The organism is Stenomitos rutilans (genome assembly GCF_059505485.1).
This window is the reverse complement of record NZ_JCACKR010000139.1, coordinates 174,334-191,822: the sequence shown is the minus strand read 5'-3', so window position 1 is coordinate 191,822 and position 17,489 is coordinate 174,334. Positions and strand designations below refer to the sequence as shown.

The window sequence follows — 17,489 nt, the reverse complement described above, 5'->3', positions numbered from 1 at the left end:
AGAATGCAGTGAAGAGTAGATGGGTGGATGCATCGGTGGTGATCATCCACTCACCCATCGACTCCTAGCTCAAAGGCGGCACTCTACTAGCCCAAATCTGCCGCTGGTGCAGCGATCGCGGTATCAGGAGTCACCAAGAGACCGTCAACCGCATCACTAGCCTGTAACCGTTGTAGATTGGCACCTAGCTTTTGGAGTTTGATGTCTAGCTTTTCGTAGCCACGATCGAGGTGCTGCAAGCCCTGAATGGTCGTTTTGCCCTGTGCCGCCAACCCTGCCAGCACCAGAGCCGCAGATGCACGTAAATCGGTTGCTACGACTGGAGCACCCGAAAGCATGGACACGCCTCGAACGATCGCATGCGTGCCCTTGACGCGGATATCTGCCCCCATACGGGTTAGCTCAGCAACATGACCAAACCGATTTTCAAACACCGTTTCGGTAATGACGCTATCACCATCACTCAAGGTGAGCAGCGCCATAAACGGTGCCTGCATATCAGTGGGGAATCCAGGATAGGGCAGTGTCTCAATATCGGTTGCCACGTGACGCTGACCTGGCACGATGCGAAGGCGATTAGGTGCATCTTCGATAATTTGAGCGCCGATCGCGTGGAGTTTGGCAATCACCGCCGTCAAATGGTCTGGAATCACTGGAGACAGACTAATTTCAGACCGAGTAATGGCACCCGCCATCAGGAAGGTGCCTGCCTCGACGCGGTCAGGAACAATGGCGTAGTCAGTTGTGTGTAACCTGGGAACACCCACGATCGTAATCGTGTTTGTGCCAGCCCCCCGAATTTTGGCACCCATCGCCCGACAAAAGTTTGCCAGGTCAGCCACTTCTGGTTCTTGAGCCGCGTTTTCAATGGTCGTTTCGCCATCTGCCAGCGTCGCTGCCATCATTAGCGTTTCGGTCGCGCCCACGCTGGGGTAGTCGAGGTAAATTTTGGCACCTTGAAGGCGTTTGTTTCTGCCGCGCAGATGAGCATTTACAATGCCATGATCGATTTGCACATCGGCACCCATCGCTTGCAACCCGCGCACATGGAGATCTACAGGACGCGCACCGATCGCGCAGCCACCGGGTAACGGAATACGAGCAACGCCTAAACGAGCTAGCAACGGACCAATCACAAAAAAGCTGGCGCGAAGTTGACTGACCAACTCATAAGGCGCTTTCGATTGAGCAATGTGAGACGCATTCACCAATAAGCTGTCTCCCTGCCGTTCTAGTTTCACTCCCAATGCGGAGAGAATTTCGCCCATGCGGGTGACATCCGCTAAGGCGGGAACATTGCGAATGCGACAATCTTGTGAGCAAAGTAGCGCTCCGGCCATGATGACAAGCGCCGAATTTTTAGCACCGCTAATGTCAACATGACCGTGCAAAGAGGAACCACCCAAGATTTGCAGGACGGCTTTATCTTCTTCCGATGAAGAGTGAGTGTTGGAGAGGCTAGGCGAGAGAGTAATTGGTCTGTCCTCCAATAAATACTGGGTTAATCAAGTGCATCAACTACGTCGTTTTTCAAGCCACAATATCTGAAGGTCGAAAAAACGAACACCGAAATTTTACCGGAAAGATGCAGAATGTACAGTTTTTCGTCACAGGCGATCGAAGGCGACAGCGACAGCGCACCTCAGACGTGTCTTCTATTTCTAACCAAAAGTGGTTGACAGATGACACTAATTACTCGATGATTATGAATCGCGGCTGTAGCTGCACACATGCGGAACTGGCGGAATTGGTAGACGCGCTAGATTCAGGTTCTAGTGTTCGCAAGGACTTCCGGGTTCAAGTCCCGGGTTCCGCATTCAAGAAGATTCATTGAACGTAAACGATTCGAGGAACCGAGGTATCACATTCGCTTTGTGCATCCCTCAGATCTACTTATACGTTCCGTGCGATTTGTAACAAAATTTTAATTAATTTTTCTTCTGTGCTTACTAGTCTTCAGAACCCTTTGGTCAAACAGATGCGGAAACTGCACCAGACCAAAGAGCGACGACAACAACAGCTTTTTTTGGTCGAGGGAACTCACCTCTTAGAGGCAGCACTGAAAGCCGATCGTCCGATCGTCACCCTCTGCTACACCATTGCCTGGCAATCAAAGTATCCCCAGTTGTATGAGCAAGCACAACAGGTAGCACAGCGCATCGAGTTGGTCAGTGTCGATGTCTTAAGAGCCGTTGCTACTACGGTAGAACCAGACGGGGTCGTAGCAACGATTGAACGCACAGCAACACCAGCACCCTCGTTTATCAGTCTTGGTTTAGTGCTGGAGACGATACAAGATCCTGGTAATTTAGGAGCAATGATTCGTACAGCAGCAGCAGCAGGAGCCGAAGGTATCCTGCTGAGTGGCGATAGTGTAGATTTTGATCATCCAAAAGTGTTGCGAGCCTCCGCAGGTCAATGGTTTCAGCTCCCTATGGCAGCAAGCTCTGACCTCAAAGCAGACCTGAGCCGCTATCAAAGCCAGGGCATGCAGATTATTGCCACACGTCCCGCCGCAACGCTGACCTATTGGCAGGTTGATTTGCGGCAACCAACGTTAGTTCTCATGGGCAACGAAGGTGCTGGGTTGTCCTCCGAACTTGCCGCGATCGCCGATCAGCAGGTCACCATTCCCTTAAATCCGGGTGTTGAATCTTTGAACGTGGCGATCGCAGCAGCGCTGATGCTCTACGAAGCCAAACGGCAGCGGGGATAAGTAAATGTTTTAGGTTAGCGATCAGCGGTCAGCTCATACCTTTTGCCCTTTACCTTTTCTTTGCCCTCTACCTTCTGCCCCTTGCCTTCTACCTCCTACTTCCCGACCTCTCCGCCCTGCTGTCGCTTTTGAATAAATTCCTCAATATCCGCCACTGCTTGCTCAAAGCTACTTAAGTCAAAGGGGTCGGAGGGAGATATCTTTGCACTTTTGTAGTTGTCTTTCTCAGGAGCGATAGGCGCTAAGGGTTGAGCTTCAGATGGTTGAAGTGTCTCTTGCAACTGATCGAGCGACTCTATAAAGGCTCTAGCTGCTGCATAACGCAGGTTTTGCTGACGCTGATTCATAGTGCTGGCTCCAAAAACCAAGGATCAAAAAACCGGGATGCTGGGCGAGTGACGCAGGCGTGAAGCATTGGAGTGTTGGCACTCCCTGATTATAGAGATGGCGATCGATCCTGAACAGCGCTCTAAGCCATTTCACACCGTCATGAAACACGATGTTTAGTGTTAGGGTGCCCAAGTTCAGATGAATGTTGCGCACGGCACGAATTGGCAACCTAACCATAGCGTCAAGCGTTAGGGTTGGCTACATGTGAGTGGTCAGTTTAGCGAAACCTCACGATCGACCACTGTTAGCTGCTTGCGATCAGTCCTTCATCGTGCGCAAAATCTGTTCCACGACGGCTGGTTCTGCGGATGAAACCAATGTTGAGGGATAGACAGCTCTGCCCCAGATGGGGTGAAGAATCATCGAACAGCCGTGGCTATTGGCGACTTGATAGCCCAGCGCCGCTTGCACAACTGCGACGTCATCTAGCCGCAAGGCTCCAGGACGCGTTAGCAGTGGTAAACCAGTCCGTGGATCGAACAGCGCAGCAGCATATCCCCTGTGCTTGATTTGAGCGACGATCGCATAGCCAAACTTCAGAAATTGCCGCCGCAGTTTCCGTTTCTGCCTTTCTGCCAATAGCGATCGCTCGTGCAAATCACACTCGCACGGTTGGAGCACAATGAGCATTGATCGTACCGGAAACAACCAATCAGGCAGTAGTTTATTCCGTTGGTTGCAAACAAACTGGCTGGGTGGGTGGATGGAATATTGAGTTCGTGCTTGGTCTTTGATGGCTCCGCTCACACAGACTCCGGACGATCGCTTTTCTCATTCTATGCAGCAGACTGTACCCTTCAAGCAGTGACTTTAGTACTACCTGCTACTACTACGTTTGTCCTGATTCAATACAGACATTTATCTCAAGGCGATCGAAGACAAAACTTTCTACGATAGCTGTAACTTCAGGTTGCTTCCTAACCTCGCTCTTGAGATCTCACTCTTACTACTAGTTCTACAAAATAGCTCTTTGGCTTTAGTCAACGCTGTAAGCCGGCTTCCGCTTTGAGGTGTGCTACATACAGAGGCTTCAGCGGCTTGCCGTTGGGTTTGTTGCATCTGTAGCCACAGTTTTGGGAATGGTAGAAAGCAGAGCCAGAAAAGCCTGTAGCACTGAGCGAACAGGTCATTTGGCACAAGGAGGCGTTACACGATCGCGAAAGCGAATTTTGCAATCGATCACGTAAGCAGATTTTGAAATAGTCCGGAAACTAATTTAACCCCGGTGAAACCTGATGCTATCCCCACGGATGCACCTTTAACGTTCCGAGAGTCGGTGCCTGTCAGTATCTCTAATTTCTAAATTTTGATGTGATTTTTTGACGTAAAGGGCGTATCGCTCTAGTTGTCTTGCAACAGCCAAGGCACCGATTCGCGTGCCGAAATGTACTCTCCTTGAGACTTCATCCCCTTCAAGCTATGAAATTTAAGTACCTGCTTCTACTCGCGTTCTCTGTCTGGCTGGTCGGCATCACCACATCGCTGGCGGCCCCGCTTCGAGCGCTCGATCGCTTGACCACGGCAACCCGCCTCATTGATGCCGATGCATCTCAAACCAACTATCAAGCTTGTCAAACTCAAAGTGCTGCCGTCGTCACCGTTTATGCGGGTAACGAAACGGGTTCTGGTAGCATCGTTAGCCCAGATGGGCTGGTGATTACAAGCAATCACGTCATTCGAGAGCGGGGAAATCAGCCGATCGTAGCTGCAACAGCAAATGGTCAGCAGTACCAGGGACGCGTTATCAAGATTGATACCCGCAATGATCTGGCATTGCTGCAACTAGAGACCCAAACGACCTTTCCTGCTGTGCCATTGGCAAGTGCGATTCAAATTGGACAACCCGTCTGCGCGATCGGTAGCCCCTATGGTCGCCCTGGTGTGTTGAGCGAAGGCACGCTTAGCATGCTACGGGAGAACGGCGACTTGCAGGCCAATATCCGCCTCTATCCCGGCAACTCAGGCGGCCCGCTGCTCAATCCTCAGGGTGAGCTGATTGGTGTCAATAAAGCTATTTTGGAGTCGCCATCCGGCAAAAATACGGGCATTAGCTTTGCGACTAGCGTGCAGGCGGTAAGAAAGCTGCTGGGTTCTTCATTCGTAACCAATACTCCCACGGTGGCGAATGCTCCCAACAGTGTTCCGATAGAAACAGCGCCAATGGAAGCGTCCCCTGTAGTACCAGACGTTCAACCCTCGATCGCCACTCCGTCTGAGCCGGAATGGACATGGGTAGCTCCCAGCGCTCCAGTTTCGCCCCCCACCCCCTCACCTGGACGTGTAACCACTACACCGCAAACGCTGCGGACAGAAGCTGGTAGACGGTTGGGCATGACGATCGACATCCGAAATCTAGTGGTGCAACAAGTGCAAGCGGGTTCTGTGGCAGCTACTGGTGGCTTTCGTGCAGGCGATCGCTTGCTTGCAGTGAATGGCAACCGCATCACGGGCTTCACAGCCTTACAGTCATTTCTCAATCGCCAACCGGATACTGCGCTGTTTACGATCGCGCGTGGCCGGCAACGCACCAGTGTGCAAGTTCGTTTTTAGTTGGAACCTCCGTTAGAAACGGTGCGTCTTGCCTGCTATGACTCAGCATTTAATACCAATTTGAATTGAAAATGCGACACATCCTGTAGGGGCAAGGCAATGCCTTGCCCCTACCCACCGATTGATCTGTAGCCATCATTCTTTAAATCGGTATAACTTGAATTTCTGAATCACAAACTGTGTAAATTGTCAGTTCCAGGCGAAATAAACTGACCATTGAGATGTCAGGGTGTGGTCAATGTGTCAGCGGTCGGTTAGTGCTTTGCTAAGCCACAGCCTTTTGAGGGCGGGTATGAGGGTTTAGGGTGTCGGGTGTGGTGAATGCAACTGAAAATGGCTGCAAGCGATCGCCGCTAAAACCGTATCTACCACAGCAGGTTCTTTAGTTAAGTTTTTCCAGTTAAGTAATCTTGCCGTTTGAGCGATCGACCATTCAGGTTGGAACGCTACGGTAACCGTATAGTCTGCGTCTCTCCATTCGTGACTCACTCATCATGAAATTCAAGTCTTTGCTGCTTTTTTCTGCATCTTGTGTGCTGTTGGGTAATCAGGCAATTGCCATTGTGCCCATCGCTAAAACAGTGGCTCAGGCACCTACGAGCAACTTACCAAAAGCCTCTGATGCATATCGCAATTGTCAACAAGCAGCCAATGCTGTCGTCACGCTCTATTCAGGAACTGAAATTGGCACTGGCAGTATTCTGAATACTGATGGCACAATTTTAACGGCGCAGCATGTTGTCAAAGAAGCTATCCGCAGCCCCAACAAAGTCAAGATTTACGTCAAGCTAGCCAATGGCAATCGCTACATTGGACGGGCGATCGCCAGCGACGCACGGAACGATCTCGCCCTTGTCCAAATTCCAGTCAACGAAACGTTGCAAACAGTCGCATTAGCCAGTGATGCTAGCCTTCAAACTGGGCAGAAAGTCTGCGCGATCGGGAGCCCTGCTGGACGTACAGGCGTTTTGAGCCAGGGCACTTTCCAAAACATGCTGGCAAATGGTGATTTACAGTCGGCAGTACGTCTTACCTATGGCAATTCAGGCGGACCTTTGCTGAATGCTCAGGGAGTATTAGTGGGCGTGAATAAAGCGATTTGGTTGTCCAGTAGTGGACAAAATACAGGTATTAGCTATGCCACAAGCGCTCAGGTCGCCCAAGCGTTTATCAATCAAAATCGCCGCACCACTACCAGCTCGATAGGCGTACAACCCATCAAAGCCCCTATGCCAGCATCACTCCAAGCGTCAGTAGTCTTCTCACCTCAAGCTTTATCGCCACAGCAGCCTATACAAGCACAGGTCGCCCTTGCTAGCAGGCTAGGAGCCAGCTTTGGCGATCAAGGTATGACCGTGCAGCAAGTTGAGCCCAACTCTCCGGCGGCGTTAGGTGGTCTGCAACAGGGCGATCGCCTGATTGCGATTAATGGTAACCGTGTGAGCGGACAGCAGCAGCTAGAAGCGTTCCTCAGCCAGCAGCCAAGCACAGCTGTTTTGACCCTCGATCGTCACCAGCAGGTTACCAACATTCAGGTGAATTTTTAGCCACATTGCTGAGTCGTCTGTGGAGATTGTGGCGATCGTTCCGTACATAACGACTATTTGACTGAGCCATACAGTTTTTCGAGGTAGCATACAGATCCGTCTCAGCCAATTAGAATTGGGATAGCTGATGTCTTCTACAGCAAGTAGACAACGCTGCTCAAGCTCTTGAATTCGGCTATTGTGACCATCATTCCATGAGACTCAACCGCTGGTTGTGGGCAGGGATTCTACTGTTGTCAGCGCATACCCTTGCATCGTTCATTCCATCGCTTCAAACCCTTCCCCTATCTCTACCAGGCACGCCCCAAGTAAAACCAGGACATTTTGAACGAACCAGTGCCAGTGCTTGTCAAGCAGCGCGATCGTCCGTAATCACGCTTTACGCTGGCAGCGAGTTTGGGTCTGGTAGCATCATCAAGTCTAACGGCTTGGTGCTAACCAACCATCACGTCATCGAAGCCTCTAGCAGCGGACAGGTCAGAGCAAGGGGTTGGAATGGAAGTTTGTACACAGGGCAAGTTGTCGTCAGCGATCCAGTCCACGATTTGGCACTGGTGCAGCTTTACACAAAGGAGACGCTGCCTGTTATCCACCTGGCAACGTCCAATACCGTTCAGGAAGGGCAAAAAGTCTGCGCGATCGGCAGTCCCTTTGGGCGTACAGGCATCATCACCCTGGGCACACTCACAGGCACCCGCGAGAATGGTGATCTGGAGTCTTCAATCCTGCTGCATCCTGGAAATTCAGGCGGCCCGTTGCTCAATACTCAGGGCGACATGATTGGTGTGAATAAGGCCATCTGGCTATCCGAGTCTGGCGAGAATGTGGGCATCGGGTTTGCTACGACCGCCACGATCGCTCAACGCTTCCTTGAGCAGAATCAAGCGAAAGCTGACGCCATTGCTGGGCGATCCTTAACATCGCCCCTTGAGGAGGTGCCTCAGCAACCAGCAGACTTAAAAACGCCATCCGAGCTTCCAGCGGAGGTCCATCAGCCACCTGTACTGCTTGACGGTGCGCGGTTAGGGGCAATCGTAAATAGCGAGTCACTGGTGATTCAACTGGTTGAACCACAGTCCCCAGCCGAGAATGCAGGGCTGAGCGCAGGCGATCGACTCCTAGCGGTGAATGGACAGCAGCTCAATCGCTTTGAAGACTTACAGGCATTCTTGAAGCGCCGTCCCACTAGCGCTGTGTTTACCATTAGCCGCAACCAACAGCAGCAAGACCTTCGGGTTGGGTTCTGAGCGTCCACCCAGATCCGCACAATCTTGCCTGTTCTAGCGGACGAGGAGGCTACGTTCCTCACCCTTTGTGATGATTAATGCGCTAAAGATTGCTCGATCGTGCCGCTATAAAGTCGACAGAATGCACCTCAAGCAATTGATTCAAAAGCACATAGCTGGCGCATCTGACTGTATATCATCTCGCTTCATGCTGTCAGAAAACAAGGGCGATCAACAAATCTTTGCTTCGCTCCTAAGCCTGTTCTAATCATCTTTCTTCTTATGCTTTCTAGACTTTACTATCGCCGAGTCCTCTGATATTATCTCAATAGAAACATCTCTATGGATATCTTCTGTCCCAGATTAGGTTAATGGAATTGAACCAACCAATGTGTGCGGTTAGCGATCGTGCGTTTTTGGTTGTTTTTATTCAGTTTTGAAAGTTTCAGCGCTGTAACAAGCACTTGTTTTGAAGCATTGCTTACAGCACTGTGATCGTTTCTAATAGTTACAGAAGCTTCCTTAAAACATGTTTAAGCAATGCAGAATCTTCTGCCGATCGCTTATATGTGTTTTCATTCATTTAGTCCACTACACACTGTCTCACAGGTGCCATATGGAAACATTAGCCTTCATTCATGCCGCCGTTGCCCACGAAGATCCCACTCCTGACCCTGAGGTTGTTGCATTTGAAAACGTTGACCTTAAAGTGACAGGATCTGTAGCGATGGGTCTCGTTGCAGCAGGGGTTATAGCGACAACACTATCTCATACGGATAAGGCCGAAGCCGCAATTTACTATGGGCAAAGAGGCTCTGGTGTTGCCGCACTGCAATCTGCGCTTGGCGTGAGCCGTGATGGTATTTTTGGCCCCCAAACTCTATCAGCTTTGAGGACATTTCAAGCAAACAACAACTTAGCAGTTGACGGTGTTGCAGGACCAGCAACTCTCCCAGCGCTTGGATTAGTCGCAAATCTTGGTCCTTACGGGCCTGGTACAGGTAACGGTGGATCGGTTCCTGTCTCTGGTGGTGCGTATGTCACGGCTTCGAGTGGACTCATTGTTCGCAACGCGCCTGCTGGCTATGCCATTGGTAGTCGTGGGTATGGTACGAGAGTGGGTCTGACAGGTGCTCAACAGTATGCTGCTGGCCGCAATTGGTCACAGCTTTCCAGTGGCGGTTGGGTTGCCAGTTCATATCTAAGCTACAGCGGTGGTGGCAGTGGTGGCGGCAACGGTGGCTCGTTTCCTGTAGCTGGTGGGGTCTATGTCAATGCTGGAAGCGGACTGCTGGTGCGGAATGCTCCGGCTGGCTATGTTGTTGGTAGCCGAGGCTATGGTCAGCGCGTTAGCCTGACGGGTGCAGAGCAGTACGCTGGTGGACGCACCTGGGTACAACTTGGTAGTGGCGGCTGGGTCGCGCGTGACTACCTCACGTTCAATTAATCGATCCTTGGCGATCACGCGTTCATGTGGTACGAGCGATCGCTAAATCATCTTGTCTTTTACAAAGCCTGCTCTTCCCTTTCACAAACGAATCGGGTCGTGTCAGGCTTTTTTTAATGAAATGGAACTTGCTGATACGCACTACAAGAGGGAACTTAGGTCTAGCCAAGTTGAGCAAGCTAGCCTTCTGGTGGGTCTAATGAGCTCAGCCTAACTGTTAGCCAACAGTTCTAAAACCCCTTTAGGCATGAGTTGATCTTTAAACCAAACAACCTGAGCAGGAATATCGCTCATCTTTACACCTGCTTTCTCCAGGTTGAGCCGTTCTGAGATTGCCAGAATGAGATCATCGCGTCCTGATTGGCGCACCTGGGAGAATTTTTTGCGCAAGTATTCAGGTCGCCAATAGCCAACAATTTCCAGCAAAAAGGTGCGTCCATCGGGATGCACTAGGCGAAAGTCGGGAATCATCACGCTACCCGGAATGGGGATAAGATCGACTTCGCGTTCTAGTCTCCATTCGGTTTTAGCCTTTGACCAGCGATCAACAAACCCAGCCTCCAACATGCTGTCATACGTCTTACCGGGTGGGTAGTGCGTCACCAACCCACAGTCTGAGTTCAGGCTAAAGCGCCCCGATCGCGGCTCACCAGAATAGGCATCTCGTTGTTGCAGCATGGCAGTTAAGTTCCATTTGGTCACGTGCAGCAACGCCGGAAGCAGCATCGCCAGTTGCAAGCCATAGCGTGTATTGGGTTTGAACAAGCTGGTAGGGCCATCGATCGTCAATGTAAACCCATGCTCCGCGTCACCTTCGATATACGTCATCAAGCGAAACAGCTTGAGATAGCGGAACAGGAGCTTGTATTCACCCGGATCATTACGATGAGCTGTGAGCGTGACGTGACTGGCACGGTAAAACACACCCTGAACTTGTGCCAAATTGTAGCGATGCAGTAAGGCTTCTGCCGTAGGCGCTGCAAAATGGGTCAGAATTTGGTTTTCACTCAGATCGGCATACAGCCCAGCTTGAATGTGTGACGGCAACACCTCACGCGCTAACTCTTGACTCAGGCTTTCTGCCAGTTGATGCAGCGTGGCCTGCGTTGCCAGGATACTGCCTGCTTTTTGCGCCGACAGGGCAAACACGCGCTGACGTAAGGCCAACGGCTCAAGTGGGCTAATGGTTTCAAAGCGACTAAAGGTGTCACTTGTCAGCAAATGAGCTAAACCACGCTGCATGCGATAGTCGATACCTTCGCCCTCTAACGCTTGCAGTTGCTGATTGAGAAGACTGCGGGGATTATTTTGAGCTGCTTGAAAAAGGTTGATTAAGTCGTTTGCGATCGCCAGTGGCTTACCTGCAATCGCCACTCGTTTAGGCACAATTTCCTCGCCGCTATAGCGATGCATGAGCAGGTCAGTTGGCAACATGACAGGTTTTATACCTTTAGACTGACGAAAAATTGCAAACTACTATCCAAAGTGGGATACCCAAACGGGGAAACAACGCGTAAATTCTACACAGTAAGATTAATAGGAGTCTACCTATAGCCGTTCGCCATTCTTCATTAATTACGGTATGCCCTCAATAAAGTTTTTTAACTAGGACTTACGTCAATTCTCGTAAAACTAGCCTCCAGCCCCCAATTCTGGGGGTTCAAAGCCCTTTAGGCATGTAAGAGAAGGGGCCGACCGCATACGTCCTATTAGCCTTTATTCTAATGATTAGTTGACCATCTGCCTCTGTTCAAAACGCTAATTTCACCCCATTCTTCTTATCAAACCTCCTATGGTAGAAAGCTCTCCAGCTCAAAGATCTCGTACACAATACGAAACTGATGACCACAAAGCACAAGTCGAAGCATTGGTCACAGAACCCCGGCAAGATAGCGAAATTGATTTAGAGTTTCTGTACACAAGAGCGATCGAATTCCGCCAAGAAACGATTTATTTTGCAGTGGTCGATCGGTTCTATGACGGTGATCCTGATAATAGTGAAGGACCCAATCCAGAACTTTTTGATCCCGATCGAGAAGACTGGGGTAAATATTGGGGTGGTGACCTCCAAGGCGTTATTGATAAACTGAATTACTTAAAAAATATGGGTATCACCGCTCTCTGGTTAACGCCCTTATTTGAACAAGTGGAAGCGCTATTTGTAGACAATGCCGCGATTCATGGTTATTGGACACGGGACTTTAAGCGCTTGAATCCTCGTTACATCGGTAAAGGCGAAGATCCGTCTTTAAACAATACCCAGGAGCAGAAAAACACCACATTCGATCGCCTTATTCATGAACTGCACAAGCGCAATATGAAGTTTGTCCTCGATATTGTTTGCAATCACAGCAATCCCGATTTCAGCGGCAAAAAGGGCGAACTTTATGACGATGGTGTCAAAATTGCTGATTTTAATCACGACAAAAATAACTGGTATCACCACTACGGCGAGATTACAGATTGGGAAGACGAATGGCAGGTGCAAAACCGAGAGTTGGCAGGGTTAGCCACCTTTAACGAAAACAATAGTGATTACCGTAGCTACATTAAAGCGGCGATTAAGCAGTGGCTCGATCGTGGAGTCGATGCTCTACGCGTTGATACTGTCAAACACATGCCGATCTGGTTTTGGCAAGAGTTTAACGCCGATATTCAAGGACATCGGCCCGATGTGTTCACCTTTGGCGAGTGGATTTATAGCCATCCTTCGGACGATCGCTCCGTCGAATTTGCCAACCACTCTGGGATGACCTTACTCGACTTCGGCCTTTGCACCGCGATTCGAGCTGCCCTAGCACAGGGAGCCGAAGGTGGCTTTCATCTGATTCAAGAAATTTTTGATCTGGATCACCGCTACTTTGGGGCAAACGAATTGGTGACCTTTATTGATAATCATGACATGCCCCGCTTTCAGAGCTTGAACCCTGATCCAGAGATGTTGAAGGCCGCCATTGCACTTGTTATGACCAGTCGCGGCATTCCCTGCATTTACTACGGTACGGAACAGTATCTCCACGACGATACCGATGGTGGCAATGATCCTTACAACCGTCCCATGATGACGCAGTGGGATACGGATACTGAAATTTACCGCTCCATCCGCCTACTCTCTGGCCTACGTCGCCTCAATCCAGCCGTTTCGATGGGTGGACACTGGCAAAAGCACCTGGAAGCCGATGTTTACTGCTACGCCCGACGCTACCGCGACTCCATTTGTTTTGTGGCATTGAACCGAGGCGAAGCCACCACAGTCAAATCTGTTGATACTGAGCTACCGGATGGAGAACATACCTGTGTGTTAACCCGTAAGAAGTTTGACGTGAGCGATGGCAAGATTTACGACCTGGAACTGCCGTCTCGTGGGGTAATTGTCATTAGTCATGTGGGCGATCGCATCAAAGGTCAAACCATTGTGCGAGCGCAACTCAACGGCGTGCAAACCAAACCAGGAGAGACGATCGTCATCACTGGCGATTGCCCCGAACTGGGTAATTGGGATATCTCGAAGGCATACCCACTGGAATATATCAACACAAACACCTGGTTCGGCGAAATTCCCTTTGAAGAAAGCGTGGGCAAAATGATTACTTATAAATACGTGATGTGGCGTGAAGGACAGGCACCGTTACGAGAAAATTTAGTCGCTCGGCGTTGGGTTATTGCGAGTGAAGGCACCGTAAAATGGCGAGACATCTGGGCCTCTGGACCTGAATCTTAATCACCCAGATGTCAATAAAGCTAAAACCTCAATTGCAAAGACATAAGAGAAATGGTCATAAAATTCCAGCTTGAAGGGGGTGAATGGATGGATGAACAGTGGGATGTTATTTCCCAGCGAATCCTTAGAGCTGTAAAACGAATGTGCCAGATTGATGGCTGTACCTCGCACAACGTGTATTTGGCTCAACCGCAGATTGGATGGTGTACAACCTGCAATCACGAACGAGGACGGATTGCAGATAAAAATTTCTTATCAATACTCGTTTCACCCGGTCAGGTAATGCCACCGGATGAAGTGTTTTCAAGACGTGTTCCTTTAGGCTGGAGACGATTCTGTGCAAATGCTTATTCTTATTTAAGTGGAATAAATGGAAACATCCTGCTGTTTAAAGGCGTTGTTGCACAGGAACGTAGTTGTTTGAATTGCCTATTGTAAATTTAGTTAGCGTCCTTAGTATATACTTCTAAAGTGAATTGGCTTTGCCAAACACATGAGTAAGCGGCTATTCTGCATAAGGTTGCTCCTCGATGGGTGCCATCAAAAAAGTTTTCTCGACTGCAAGCAAGAAACGTATGCAACCTTCTCATCATTTCATTGTTGTCGGTGTAGGAGTTTTAGTTGCCTTCGGTAATATGCCATCTGGCGTATCGGAGACAATTCCCAGTCCACCCTCATCCACTGCTAGACCAGATGAATCACATCCCTCATCACTGCAAGAGGCTGTTACATCGCTAGGAGCAGCTCATCTTAAAGCGCTCAGCACGCCAACGCCCAAAACGGTGCTGTCTAAGATCGTGCCAACTGAGCCGCTTACGCTCACAACGAGTGAAACCAACCGCAGCAAAGTAAAGAGCTGGCTTAAAGAGATGCAGCCCCTTGCAGAAGCAACCCCACTCGATCGCAGTGCAATCAAAGCGGCTGATCAAAAACCTACTAATGCGCCTAAGATCAACGTTGGACAAGCGACGCCAACCACAACGCCAAGTCTAGCGCCCGATCCTACTAGTCCAGCCGCTCCACCTTTATCAACGCCTGACCCAGGGCCTTCACGCCCTTTAGGGCCAGCCAAACCAGGTGCAGCCCCAGACTACCTCAACCCTGACCCAAATCCACTAAGCTTTCCAACGAAGCCAGACGAAGTGAGGCTTCGTGGTATTCAGCCAATCACCTTACAGCAGGCGATCGAGCTTGCCCAGCGGAATAGCCGGAGTCTTCAAGTTTCACGTCTTCAATTAGAACGCAGCAGAGCGTCTCTACGTGAGGCGCAGGCCGCTAGCTATCCAACCTTGACGGTTCAAAGTAACCTCAGTCGTTCATTGTCTGCAAGCAGCAACCGCAGCCAAAACAACGCACTGTCTTCGCTACTGGGAAATAGCAGTAGTAGCGAAAGCGCGATCAGCAATGCCTTCAGCGCCTCTGCAACGTTGAGTTACGACATCTTTACCTCTGGTCAACGTCCGGCAAATATTCGGGCAGCCGAGCGACAATTGCGCTCCGATGAACTTCAGGTTGAAATCAATCAGGAGCAGCTACGACTCGATGTTGCTGGCGATTATTACAACTTGCAGCAGGCCGATGAATCGGTTCGGATTCAGCAAGCCACAGTCCGTAATAATGAAGCAAGTTTGCGCGATACTCTCGCTTTAGAGCGTGCAGGGTTAGGAACTCGCTTTGATGTCTTGCAGTCTCAGGTGCAACTCGCTAATTCACGCCAAAACTTGACCAATGCTATTGCGCAACGACAGATCAATCGTCGGCAACTGGCTCAGCGCCTCAGTGCTTCGCCTGCGATCGACTTGGCCGCTGCTGATCCAGTCGCGGTTGCAGGGGAATGGAATCTATCGTTGGAAGAAAGCATTGTGCTGGCGCTCAAAAACCGAGCAGAACTAGAGCAGCAGCTTGTATTGCGTGAGCAAGCTCAGCAGCAACGACGAGCCGCTTTAGCAGGGCTAGGTCCAACGGTCACGGCGCAAGCACAGTACCAATTGTCTGATATTTTGGACGATAACAATCCCGTTGGAGATGGCTACGCCTTCCAGTTAGGTGCAACATGGAACGTCTTTGATGGCGGTGCATCCATTTCGCGCGCGCGGCAAGCAGAAGCCAACATTGCGATCGCAGAACAGAATTTTGCCGATCAGAGTAATCAGGTACGGTTTTCGGTTGAGCAAGGCTACGCCAATCTGCTGTCCAACTTTGAAAACATTGGCACCACAACGCAAGCGCTTGACCAGGCCAGAGAAGCACTTCGCTTGGCGCAGTTGCGCTTTAGAGCTGGAGTTGGTACATCAACCGATACCATCAACGCAGAAAATGCTTTAACCACCGCAGAAGGAAATCGAGTCAATGCGATTATTGGCTACAATCGATCGCTGGCGACCTTACAGCGTGCCGTTACCCATCTCCCCATTCCCACGGGGTCAACCCTTCCGAGTCTGGTAGCTCCCGGAGGCAGTGCGCCCGCAACGCCTTCAGTGCCCAGTACAACCACGCCCAGTACAACCACGCCCAGTACAACCACGCCAACGCCTTCAGAGACACCGTCTACACCACCCGCTTCTACAACTCCTGCCCCCGCGACCCCAACGTCTCCCGCACAAACGCCCCCTGCACAAACTCCTTAGTGCTTCTACCGTGATGATGCTTAAGCGCCACTCTACCCTACCCGTTCGGTTCGTCAGATATTAAGGATCGCACCATGATTTTGCCCGTTCCTGTTGCCCGTTCTCTCTTTGACGCGTCCCGACGATCGCTCCTTAGCCGAGGCTTCAGCGTTGTCAGCGCCGTGACAATTCTCAGTGGTGGCACCGTATGGGCACAAGCTGCTGACCAGGCACTAGATGCAATGCCTGAAAGCACCGTACCACCAGGACTAGATACTCCCAACCCCGCTCTGAACGCGTCTCCTAGTGTCGCCCCCCCGATCGCGCCAACGGCACCAGAATCTTTTCCAACCGTACAAGCACCGTTGGATACTAATCCCAAGTTTGCTCCCTCAGCTTCTAGCAGTAGTGGGGACGATCGCTACATTGACTCAACTAGCTACAGCATTGGGGCAACTGAGCGCAGTAGTGACGTTGCAAAGCGTCCTGCCTTGCCTTCTGTATCTACCCCCCTTAGCGTTGGCGGAGTGTCTACAGGCGGCGACTATAGCGTCACGATTGGTCGTGCAACGCCATCCGTCAAGGATTTCTACTACCGCACCTTACGCCCACCTGCCCTGCTGGGGAATGGCAACATTCGTCTCATTTTCCCCTTATCCATCCCAGCTCCTATTACCTCTCTCTTTGGCTGGCGTACCCATCCGATCGAAGGTGGGCAACGCTTTCACTCTGGGACTGATTTAGGCGCACCGATGGGAACCCCTGTACTGGCAGCGTATGCTGGAAAGGTGGCGCTGGCGGACTTTTTGGGTGGCTACGGGCTAGCGGTCGCGATCGACCACAACCAGGGCACCCAGCAAACCCTTTACGGGCACCTCTCTGAAATCTTTGTGAAGCCTGGTGAGATGGTGAAGCAAGGAATGGTGATTGGTCGTGTCGGTAGCACCGGGCTGTCAACTGGCCCTCACCTCCACTTTGAGTTTCGGCAGCTTACCTCAGAAGGCTGGATCGCTATGGACCCTGGCGCTCAGTTAGAATACGCGATGGCTCAATTAATTAAATCCTTCGATTTTGCTCAAGCAAAACCTGGCGATGAATTTGGCCTGGATAACAAGTTGGGCGCGGTCAATGTGGGTGCTAAAGGCGACATCACGGTACAAATCGAAGAATTAAAGCAACTGAACCGTGCGGATGCCATCAAGCCCAAAACGCAGGGTGATAGCTAGGGGCTGTCATCAATAGCTCATACACATGATTTGCAGTTCAGCCCCTAGCCTTGTTTGTTA

At 50.6% G+C, this 17,489-nt stretch carries 14 protein-coding genes and 1 tRNA gene; 10 read left to right on the top strand and 5 right to left on the bottom strand.

Going from position 1 to position 17,489, the window contains the following annotated elements; translation table 11 throughout:
* Positions 1-86: 86 nt before the first annotated feature.
* The gene (gene murA / locus AC5JLP_RS29365; protein ID WP_496071398.1) at positions 87-1,490 is read right to left on the bottom strand and encodes a UDP-N-acetylglucosamine 1-carboxyvinyltransferase; all 1,404 of its coding nucleotides are present in this window, start codon (positions 1,488-1,490) and stop codon (positions 87-89) included.
* A 242-nt stretch (positions 1,491-1,732) separates the two neighbouring features.
* On the opposite strand from murA, the gene AC5JLP_RS29360 reads away from it, so the two are divergent.
* Together AC5JLP_RS29360 and AC5JLP_RS29355 are read left to right on the top strand one after the other, a co-directional pair.
* Positions 1,733-1,816: transfer RNA gene (locus AC5JLP_RS29360), tRNA-Leu, on the top strand.
* A gap of 126 nt (positions 1,817-1,942) precedes the next feature.
* The gene (locus AC5JLP_RS29355) at positions 1,943-2,716 is read left to right on the top strand and encodes a TrmH family RNA methyltransferase (RefSeq protein ID WP_496071397.1); all 774 of its coding nucleotides are present in this window, start codon (positions 1,943-1,945) and stop codon (positions 2,714-2,716) included.
* Between the two features lie 95 nt (positions 2,717-2,811).
* Here AC5JLP_RS29355 and AC5JLP_RS29350 read toward each other — a convergent pair whose 3' ends face one another.
* On the bottom strand, positions 2,812-3,063 hold the full coding sequence (locus AC5JLP_RS29350) for a hypothetical protein (protein ID WP_496071396.1): 252 nt from the start codon (positions 3,061-3,063) through the stop codon (positions 2,812-2,814).
* A gap of 301 nt (positions 3,064-3,364) precedes the next feature.
* Positions 3,365-3,853: a methylmalonic aciduria and homocystinuria type D protein gene (locus AC5JLP_RS29345; protein WP_496071395.1), complete on the bottom strand. Its 489-nt coding sequence runs from the start codon at positions 3,851-3,853 to the stop codon at positions 3,365-3,367.
* Between the two features lie 672 nt (positions 3,854-4,525).
* On the opposite strand from AC5JLP_RS29345, the gene AC5JLP_RS29340 reads away from it, so the two are divergent.
* The gene (locus tag AC5JLP_RS29340; protein WP_496071394.1) at positions 4,526-5,656 is read left to right on the top strand and encodes a S1C family serine protease; all 1,131 of its coding nucleotides are present in this window, start codon (positions 4,526-4,528) and stop codon (positions 5,654-5,656) included.
* Positions 5,657-5,956: 300 nt separating this feature from the next.
* On the opposite strand, the gene AC5JLP_RS29335 is transcribed toward AC5JLP_RS29340, so the two are convergent.
* A complete protein-coding gene (locus AC5JLP_RS29335) occupies positions 5,957-6,145 on the bottom strand; it encodes a hypothetical protein (protein ID WP_496071393.1) in 189 nt (62 codons plus the stop codon).
* Positions 6,146-6,150: 5 nt separating this feature from the next.
* Here AC5JLP_RS29335 and AC5JLP_RS29330 point away from each other — a divergent pair, with 5 nt between their 5' ends.
* The 3 genes from AC5JLP_RS29330 (at position 6,151) to AC5JLP_RS29320 (ending at position 9,876) form a co-directional block, all read left to right on the top strand.
* Positions 6,151-7,203: a S1C family serine protease gene (locus tag AC5JLP_RS29330; protein WP_496071392.1), complete on the top strand. Its 1,053-nt coding sequence runs from the start codon at positions 6,151-6,153 to the stop codon at positions 7,201-7,203.
* A 194-nt stretch (positions 7,204-7,397) separates the two neighbouring features.
* Entirely contained in the window at positions 7,398-8,450 is a 1,053-nt protein-coding gene (locus AC5JLP_RS29325) for a S1C family serine protease (RefSeq protein WP_496071391.1), read from the top strand.
* Between the two features lie 595 nt (positions 8,451-9,045).
* Entirely contained in the window at positions 9,046-9,876 is an 831-nt protein-coding gene (locus AC5JLP_RS29320) for a peptidoglycan-binding domain-containing protein (protein WP_496071390.1), read from the top strand.
* A gap of 210 nt (positions 9,877-10,086) precedes the next feature.
* Here the strand turns inward: AC5JLP_RS29320 and AC5JLP_RS29315 are convergent, their stop codons facing one another.
* On the bottom strand, positions 10,087-11,310 hold the full coding sequence (locus tag AC5JLP_RS29315) for a DUF790 family protein (RefSeq protein WP_496071389.1): 1,224 nt from the start codon (positions 11,308-11,310) through the stop codon (positions 10,087-10,089).
* 358 nt (positions 11,311-11,668) lie between these two features.
* Here AC5JLP_RS29315 and AC5JLP_RS29310 point away from each other — a divergent pair, with 358 nt between their 5' ends.
* The 4 genes from AC5JLP_RS29310 to AC5JLP_RS29295 all read left to right on the top strand — a co-directional run bounded on the left by AC5JLP_RS29310 (position 11,669) and on the right by AC5JLP_RS29295 (position 17,429).
* Entirely contained in the window at positions 11,669-13,597 is a 1,929-nt protein-coding gene (locus AC5JLP_RS29310; protein ID WP_496071388.1) for an alpha-amylase family glycosyl hydrolase, read from the top strand.
* Positions 13,598-13,684: 87 nt separating this feature from the next.
* Positions 13,685-14,035, top strand: a complete 351-nt coding sequence (locus AC5JLP_RS29305) for a hypothetical protein (protein WP_496071387.1) — start codon at positions 13,685-13,687, stop codon at positions 14,033-14,035.
* 137 nt (positions 14,036-14,172) lie between these two features.
* Complete coding sequence (locus AC5JLP_RS29300) at positions 14,173-16,224, top strand: TolC family protein (RefSeq protein ID WP_496071386.1); 2,052 nt, start codon at positions 14,173-14,175, stop codon at positions 16,222-16,224.
* 74 nt (positions 16,225-16,298) lie between these two features.
* Positions 16,299-17,429, top strand: a complete 1,131-nt coding sequence (locus AC5JLP_RS29295) for a M23 family metallopeptidase (RefSeq protein WP_496071385.1) — start codon at positions 16,299-16,301, stop codon at positions 17,427-17,429.
* The last annotated feature ends 60 nt before the right edge of the window (positions 17,430-17,489 follow it).